This is a genomic window from Domibacillus indicus (assembly GCF_023715895.1).
Lineage (GTDB): Bacteria > Bacillota > Bacilli > Bacillales > Domibacillaceae > Domibacillus > Domibacillus indicus_A.
This window is the reverse complement of record NZ_JAMBOO010000022.1, coordinates 56,308-63,876: the sequence shown is the minus strand read 5'-3', so window position 1 is coordinate 63,876 and position 7,569 is coordinate 56,308. Positions and strand designations below refer to the sequence as shown.

Annotated in this window: 5 protein-coding genes and 1 rRNA gene; 4 read left to right on the top strand and 2 right to left on the bottom strand. The window is 38.1% G+C overall.

Translation table 11 applies throughout. The features are described from left to right. Positions 1–9 precede the first annotated feature (9 nt). Positions 10–125: ribosomal RNA gene (gene rrf / locus M3221_RS20390) — 5S ribosomal RNA — on the top strand. A gap of 88 nt (positions 126–213) precedes the next feature. Here rrf and M3221_RS20385 read toward each other — a convergent pair. Together M3221_RS20385 and M3221_RS20380 are read right to left on the bottom strand one after the other, a co-directional pair. Further along, a complete protein-coding gene (locus M3221_RS20385; protein WP_251273527.1) occupies positions 214–804 on the bottom strand; it encodes a YitT family protein in 591 nt (196 codons plus the stop codon). A gap of 246 nt (positions 805–1,050) precedes the next feature. Beyond that, entirely contained in the window at positions 1,051–2,397 is a 1,347-nt protein-coding gene (locus tag M3221_RS20380) for an MFS transporter (RefSeq protein ID WP_251273526.1), read from the bottom strand. Positions 2,398–2,948: 551 nt separating this feature from the next. Between M3221_RS20380 and M3221_RS20375 the strand changes: the two genes are divergently transcribed. The 3 genes from M3221_RS20375 to M3221_RS20365 are packed head-to-tail and all read left to right on the top strand — an operon-like array spanning position 2,949 to position 7,423. Beyond that, the gene (locus M3221_RS20375; RefSeq protein ID WP_251273525.1) at positions 2,949–3,995 is read left to right on the top strand and encodes an autoinducer 2 ABC transporter substrate-binding protein; all 1,047 of its coding nucleotides are present in this window, start codon (positions 2,949–2,951) and stop codon (positions 3,993–3,995) included. Further along, on the top strand, positions 3,985–5,838 hold the full coding sequence (locus M3221_RS20370; protein ID WP_251273524.1) for a cache domain-containing sensor histidine kinase: 1,854 nt from the start codon (positions 3,985–3,987) through the stop codon (positions 5,836–5,838). The genes M3221_RS20375 and M3221_RS20370 overlap by 11 nt, the downstream gene beginning before the upstream one ends. Next, positions 5,825–7,423 (top strand): response regulator transcription factor, encoded by a 1,599-nt coding sequence (locus M3221_RS20365; RefSeq protein ID WP_251273523.1) that lies wholly within the window; start codon positions 5,825–5,827, stop codon positions 7,421–7,423. Before M3221_RS20370 ends, M3221_RS20365 begins: the two co-directional genes overlap by 14 nt. Positions 7,424–7,569 lie beyond the last annotated feature (146 nt).

Sequence of the window (7,569 nt, the reverse complement as noted above, 5' to 3'; positions counted from 1 at the left end):
TCCATATAGTCTGGTGGCAATAGCGAAGAGGTCACACCCGTTCCCATCCCGAACACGGCCGTTAAGCTCTTCAGCGCCGATGGTAGTTGGGGGTTTCCCCCTGTGAGAGCAGGACGCCGCCAGGCAAACAGTGAGGACAGCGGAAGCTTGTCCTCTTTTTTGTTGTCTCAAAAAGTGGTTAAGATACCTTTTAGCTCAGCAAAATATAAACCGTTACTGTTCCTCCTGTTTCATTGCTGACACCAAGCTCGTGGTAATGCCGACACATGTGACAGTGAGGCAGGATAAGAAAATGGAGCCATCTGAAATAATCATACTTCCGATAGAAACAATAAGAAAATCAATCATAAAAATGATGGCGCCTGGGTTTAAATTTCTGTGTCTCGCAAACATGAGACCCAGGAGATCTGTTCCACCGACGCTTGTATTAAACCAGAGCATACAGCCAATACCAAGACCGACCGTAATCCCTCCAAGAATGGCAAACACAAAGGGAATGTTAAATTGTTCCCCAATAGCGTGCAGAGGATAAAATAAATCAATCATAAAAGACGAAAAAAGCATGCCGTGGAGACTGTTATAAAAAAAAGAGCGGTTGTAAAACCAAGAAAAAATAAAAATCGGTATATTGATTAAAATAATGACTAGTCCCACTTGTACCCCTGTCACGTAATGAGAAACGAGCCCGATGCCAATCGCTCCGCCGTCCAGCAGCTCAGAGGGAACAAGGAAGAAGTTAATGCCCACTGCAATAAAAAAGCTTCCAAATAGAATGGAAATAAATTTGCGAAGAAAGATCGTCATCCCTGCCCTCTGAAAGTAAATTTTAAATCATATGAGGTTTATATGCAGGGAGGAGTTAAAAATTTCATAATTTAATGGAGCTTTTGGAGAAAAGGATCTTTTATCACCTGTCTTATCTAAAGTTTGGATCGTCATCTTTGGCCAGCTAACAAAAAAGGACGACCTTTAAGTCTTCGTGTCTGTAGACTAAGGTCATCCTTTTTATTTTCATTTCTTTTAATGGCATATAGCTGCTGTCATGATTATTCAGCCTGCTTTTTGATCTTGAAGTGTCTCAAGCTGGTCAAAGCTTCCGTATTTTTCACGAACCAGAGTAAAAGCAAGGGCTCCAAGAAGACTCGGGACAGCAAACATGATAAAAGCATTTTGTGGTGCCAGGCTGGTGGCCAGTAAAAAACCGATCAATATCGGTGCTGCAATTGCTCCGATCCGGCCGACCCCAACGGCGAAGCCGACGCCAGTTGCCCGTACTTCTTTTGGATAAAACTCATAAATATAAGGGTTTGATAAATTTTGTGTTCCCGCCGTACAGGCACCGCCAAGCGCAATTAATACATATAAAAGCAGGATATTAGATGTAAAACTCAGGGCAATAAAACAAACAGCGCTAAGCAAATACATGGAAATCAACACTTTCCGGTGTCCTACACGGTCGATAAAATATCCACCTAATAGAGAACCGCCTATTTGGCCGACGCCAAGCACTAAGCTGAATGAAAGGCTGGATGACAGGGCATAGCCGGATTCCTGCATAATTTTTGGCAGCCATGTATTTAAGCCGTAAATCATAAGCAAACAGCTGAACACAGCAAGACAAAAAGCAAATGTGCTCAACGCACGATGATGGATGAATAATTTCTTGACCGGAAATCCTTTTGCATTTTCTTTTGCGCTTGCATATTCATAATCGTCGGTTTCTTTATAATTTCCGCCAGGATGAACACGATTTAAAATGTCCGCAAGTTTATCTCCCTGTCCGCGCAAAATATAATACGACAGAGATTCCGGAAATTTCTTTAAGAATAAAGGCAGGGTGAATAATGGAATAATACCAAGCCAGTAAAGCAATCTCCAGCCCACATCCTGCATAACGGACATCCCAATCAGTGCTGCTAAAATGCCTCCAACCGAATAACCGCAGTACATGGTGGCTACGATAAGTGCCCGGTTTTTTTTCGGGGAATACTCAGTCATCAGGGCAATGACGTTAGGCATCAAACCACCCATCCCGATTCCTGCAATGACACGCATGACGGTAAAGACCGTCGCATTTGGCGCAAGGCCTGAAAGAAAAGTAAAAACACTAAATAAAAACATGCAGATAGCCAGAACTTTTTTGCGTCCGATTGTGTCGGCAAGTGGCCCGCATATAAAGGCACCGGCCATCATGCCGACCAATACATAACTTCCAATACTGCCGGCTTCAACCGGCGTTAAGCCGAAATCAGCCATCATTAATGGAAGACCGATCCCGTACATGGCAATATCAAAACCATCAAATGCAATGGCGTATACACACCATAAAAAAACAACTAAATGAAATTTGTTGAAGCGGCTTGCTGCTACAACATCAGAAGCATTTACTTTACGCAATTTTTTCTTCCTCTCCGTGTCTGGTTACCTTTTTCTTTTTGGCTGTGTTCGTATCATACCACGGGTATATAGTTATAGTGTAACGCTTAATTTTGATAAGTACCTATAGCTAAAAGTTATAGCGAATAAGCCGTTTGTCAGGTGTCCGATTCGTATAGTATAAAAAGAATTAGACATTTAATTGAATATGTCATAAATTATATACTTAATAAAATAACCTCTTAAAGATAAAAGAGTGAGTCCAAAAGGGATTTTTAAAAATGAAGAGAATTATAATAGAAGTACTAATTATCTAGTTTAAAGTAGTACAATAAGCATGGTTTCTTGTTTGATATAAACTTTTTACTATATAGGCAAAAGAGTAGCATTTTTTATAAATAATAATTTGCATTTTTCAAAGTAGTGCAATTAATTCCTTGACTATTACTTAGAAAATTAGAGACCTTGTTTTTTCAATAAAGAACAGCAGCATTTTATGGTTATTTATTTGAAAACGCTTACTAATGAGTTGAGCACACACTTATCTAACTAAAGAGAGGGATCATAAAGATATGTATAAAAAGCTAGTTTTATTTATCCTTCTATTTTGTCTTTTATTACTCACATCGTGCAACGTACAAAAGAAGTATGAAGTCATCTACAATGATACTGAGCCAGAACTTTCTAAAGAGGCTATAAACGAAAATAAGAAGTCAAAGATTTATACAATTGCATTAGTTCCTAAAGTAGAAGAAATTCCTTATTTTGTTGCAGTTAAAGAAGGAGCGATGGAAGCGGGTGAAGATTTAAAAGTGAAAGTAATTTTTAAAGGACCCCCTTCACCTGATCCTAAACAGCAAGCCGAAGTGATTAGAGAATTAATTGATCAGCATGTTGATGTAATTGCAGTTTCTGCAAACGATCCCGTAGAACTGGGTTCCGTACTGCAAGATGCGCAGGAAAAAGGCATTAAAGTTTTAACATGGGACTCAGATACAGATCCAAAACTAAGAGAATTTTTCATTAATATGATCGATCCTGAAATAATGGGACGTCATCTTATGGACTTACTTGCTATGGAAATGCAGGAACAAGGAGAATATGCCATTTTAACAGGATCGCCAAATGCAGCAAACTTAAATGAATGGACAGCTTGGCTGCAACTTCATCAGAGAGAATATTATCCAAAGATGAAGCTGGTGAAAATTGAATATACAAATGAAGATATTCACAAAGCATACAATGTTACAAAAAAAGTATTGAAGAATTATCCAAACTTAGAAGGAATGATCGGGCTGTCAACCGTTACTCCACCAGCAATCGCCCAAGCACTAAAAGACCTCGGCAACACAGAGAGGATAGCTTTTGTCGGTACCTCAACCCCTAATTTAATGAGAGACTATTTAAAAGAAGGATCAGCCCAAACTATTACCCTGTGGAGTCCGCAAAAGCTAGGTTATTTAACGGTTACAATGGCCAAAAGTTTATTGGATGGCGAGTGGCCATATCATGGACAAAGCATCAGGAAAATCGGAAATATCGAATATGATGGTGATATGGTAATTATGGGTCAGCCGATCGATTTTACAAAGGAAAATGTGGATCAATATGATTTTTAAACATATATTTAACAGACAAATAAAAGCCTTTCCCCTGACAACGAAACTTATCGTTACATATACATTACTTACAATTGTCCCAATGGGATTTCTCGGGTTTATTGCCTACTATCAATACACGCAGTCTATTCAAGAAGAAGTAGGTGAATATGTACCTCGCCTCGTAGAACAGGTAAATGAAAAGATTGAAAACGAAATACGGAAGATGGAATATTTTCCAGACCTTATTTATCAGTCAGGGGATGTAATGACTGTTTTACGAGATAGTGCAGCAAGCAGCCAGTCGAAAAAGTTACGCAATGAATACATTGTAAAAAACTATTTAACAAGAACCTATTTACAAAACAGCTCTGCAACTATTTTAGGGGCTTTTCTAGTGTCTAAAAATCACGTCTTTGCAAGTACTACTGTTCCCTATAAAAATTTTGGCTTTAATGATGGAACACTTCCTTATGCAGATGCGCTGAGTTCTTTAGGAGGAATGCAGCTTATTCTGCCTAATCAAGCAAATCTGTCATTCGAAGGATCTCCTTCCTATTTTATGCTGGTCAAACAAATAACCGATTTTGACAACAGAAAAAACTTGGGAACGATTTATATCGCCGTTGATGTATCTTTCTTTGAAGAATTTCTTGCAGAACTACAGCAGGAAAAAAACGTAACAATGTGGATTGCGACAAAAAAAGGAAATATTATTTATCACACAGAACAGTCAAAAATTGGTTCTGTTGATCCGGAAATTGGTCAATATCCAATCTTGAATGGAAGCTTTCGCAAAAACCAGGATGGAGAAAAATCTCTTGTCAGTGTAAGCGAATCCAGAGAGCTTGCCTGGGTGCTGGTTCACAGCATGCCAATTAAAAATTTAACAGAGAAAACAGATCTTGTTCGAAATGCAACCATTTTTGTTTTTATGGTTGTTGCGTTAGTAACAACTTTTATCTCCATTTCTTTTGCTTGGAAGGTTACACGGCCTCTTTATGAGTTAGGAAGCATTATGAAAAAAGTGGAAAAGGGAGATTTACTTGTCGACATTCCAATACATTCAAATGATGAGGTAGGAATTCTAGCGAAAAGCTTCAGTTCAATGCTTGCTGAAATCAGAGAATTGATTCAGCGAAATTACGATATTGAACTAAGGCAGCGTACCGCAGAGTTATATGCTCTTCAATCCCAAATTAATCCGCACTTTATGTACAACACATTAGAAACAATCAGTATGGCAGTAGAAGACGAGGAAATAGACGAAGTTGTTACAATGCTGACATTGCTTGGAAGGATGCTTCGTTTTTCACTAAGTAATAAAGATAGTTTAGTCAGTATTCAGAATGAAGTTCAACATATCGAAGATTACCTTCGAATTCAGCAATTTCGTTTTGAAGATCGGCTGCAATTTAACATTGAGAAAGAAAGCAGCCTGCTTAATTATTATGTACCCAAGTTTGTATTACAACCGATTGTTGAAAACGCGATTAAGTATGGGCTTGAAAAAAGAAAAGAATTGTCGCTTTTTATTCATATTTTAGAAGATAGACGATATAAAGAAAACGATGAAATTCTGTTAATAGTTGAAGACAACGGCCCTGGAATCGACTTTGAAAAATTGGAACAGTTAAACGAAAGGCTTCAATCTGACCCATTGGCTGGGCGTGATTCAGGATTCGGTGTCATTAATGTTAATGCGAGAATTAATATGATTTTTGGAGAACAGTATAAGCTGGAAATTACCAGCAAGGAAGAAGAAGGCACGAAAATTCTCATGCGTATTCCCAAAATTGATTCATATCAAGCAGCTATACTTATGAAACGAGAGGAGCTGAATAAAAAAAATGGAGAAAATTAGAGTGGCCATTGTTGATGACGAGCCAAGAATTAGAAGAGGAATTGAGCGATTAATCAAAACAGGAATTGAAAATTGGGAAATAGCAGGAGTTTACTCGGATGGACAAGAAGCCTATACGGCTATTCATCAATTAAAACAGCCTATTGATGTATTATTTACAGATGTTCAAATGCCTCTTATGGATGGACTGACGCTTGTCAGAGAACTAAAAAAAGAAAATAATGATTTTTTTTCTATTATTATCAGTGGTTTCGATGATTTTAAATATGTTCAAACAGCTTTAAGAGAAGGGGCCACGGATTATATTTTAAAGCCGATTGATCGGGATAAATTTAAGCAGCTGCTGCTTAATATACAAGAACAGGTAATCCAAACTAGAGCAGAGCGGGAGAAATATGAGAAAGCGGAAGAAATACTGGTTAGATTGACCGTTGAACGGCAGCTTCAGCTGCTAAATGATGCCACATCAAAAGACAGTGTAGATTTATCTTTCCTTGAGTGGTTCCGTCAGTTCCCAGAAGGAACTTACTATCTGCTTTACCTTGGAGTGGATCAGATTTTAGCTAAAAAGCAGGCTGTATCCTTGGAGGATTGGAAGTTGTGGGATAAGAAAATTGAGGATCTGATTAAAGAAACACAAAAAAGCAGTCAGTACTGGTTATGGAAAAACAGTCAGTATGCCTATTGGGTATTGATCAAAGACCCTGATAAGGAAAACATTGAGCCAGAGTGTTTGAGGCTTAAATCAGCTGTCAAGCGTTCAACGCCTTTTACTATATCTATTGCGCTGAGTGATCCATTTAAAGATCTCTCTCTTTTAACCAATGTTAAAGATGAGCTGCGTTCAGCCCTCCAGTTCCGTATGGTTCAGGGAGGCAATAAACTTTTTAAAACAGAATCATTAAAGCGTATTTCCTATAATAAAATCACAGAAGTTCCCCCAGCTATTTACAAATGGGCAGAAGAGACGGTAGAAGCAATGGAGCATGGAGAAGATAAAGCAGAGCAGGCATTCAATCAATTCTTTGTTTCTTTAAAGGAAGCGTCTTCACCATTTTTGATACAAGAATCTGTCCGTTATTTATGTATAAGGATTATTAACTGTTGGATTAAAGAGGATGGTTTGAATGAACTTCCGGAATTAATTCAGGAAGCATTTAAAATTACAGAAGAACCTTCTTCTTTTGAAAAGCTAAAACTCGACACAGAAATATGGATGCGAAAAATGAGGGACAAGAGGGAAGCTGCGCACAATGAGCAGGGAGAGCCAGTAAAAAGAGCCAAAGTTTGGATACAGGAGCACCTTGAGCAAAGCATTACTATCAAGCAAATTGCAGCCCATGTGCATTTAAATGCAACGTACTTTTGCGAATATTTTAAAAACCAGACAGGGGAAACTGTTTTAGATTATGTGACAAATGAGCGTCTTAAAAAAGCGAAGGAATTGCTTATTCATACCGATTTGAAAGTTTACGACATTGCCGCGAAAGTAGGTTATCAAGACACAAAGTATTTCAGCCGTTTGTTTAAACAATGGACAGGAAAGAGACCTTCTGAATTTAGAGAAATGCATGAGTACAGTTGAAAAGCTCCTAATGGGGCTTTTTTTGTTTGTATTTCAAAAAATGAAAATGTACCGAATAAACTCCCCCCTATCCGAATTTTCTCTCCTACTCAAAGGTAAACGCTTTCAATATAGTATAGATAACAAATAGAAAACGCTTTATTAAA